Annotated in this window: 1 protein-coding gene; it reads left to right on the plus strand. The window is 44.6% G+C overall.

Features of this window, described 5'->3' with window-relative positions:
- Positions 1 to 123: 123 nt before the first annotated feature.
- Positions 124 to 819 carry a Fic family protein gene (locus ACY2RQ_RS19475; RefSeq protein WP_490114675.1) on the plus strand — a complete coding sequence of 232 codons (696 nt, stop codon included), beginning with the start codon at positions 124 to 126 and terminating at the stop codon, positions 817 to 819.
- Positions 820 to 877 lie beyond the last annotated feature (58 nt).

Genomic DNA, 877 nt, shown 5'->3' on the forward strand with positions numbered 1-877 from the left:
GTGACGCCTTCGGCGCACCTGATGCGGGCGTTAGCCGCTACCCAGACATCCAGCACAGCATGACGTGAAATGCTCGTACGGATATAATGGTAAGAATTTCCATAGAATTCTTGAGATACGCAAATGACAACGGCAAAAGATACAGTTTGGGGAATGAGCCCTAATCCTGCGATGGCCAAGCAGCTTGCCGTTCGTGATGTTCCGTCCCTCGTTTATGATGCTGTAAACCTTGAAGGTGTGGCGATGACCCTGCCAGAAGTACAAACACTTCTGGATGGAATAACTGTTGGTGGTCACAAAATCAGCGATCAGAACATGGCTTTGAATCAGGCTGATGCATGGAAACACCTTTTTGAAATGGTTTCAGAAAAAAGCTTTTCTTTTTCAAAACCAACAGCTTTAGAAATTCATAAAATTGCTGGTAAGGAAGAGGCTTTAGAATGGGGAGCTTTCCGCACTGGTAACGTTACTATCAGTGGCTCAGACTACGAGCCACCTTCCCCTAAAGAACTGGAGAAAGTATGGGGTGATATTGAAAAAGAAGTTAGTTCATGTAGTGACATCTATGATCGGGCAATTACTGCATTTCTGAGAATGGCACGAGCTCAACTCTTCTGGGATGTGAACAAACGCATGGGCAGGTTCATGATGAATGGCATTCTTCTTGAAGCTGGTTACCCAATTATTAATGTTCCAGCCAAAAGACAGAAAGAATTCAACCAGCTAATGCTCGAGTTCTACAGCTCTGGTGACATGGCTCCAATGAATAAGTTCCTTCGTGAATGTGTTAACCCAAAAATCATAGAAAACTTCCAGTAATACGCGGCTAACAAGAAAATCCAGGTGACGCCTACGGCGCACCTGATTTAGGCGTTAG

This window comes from Parendozoicomonas sp. 209JJ7-1 (assembly GCF_058147085.1).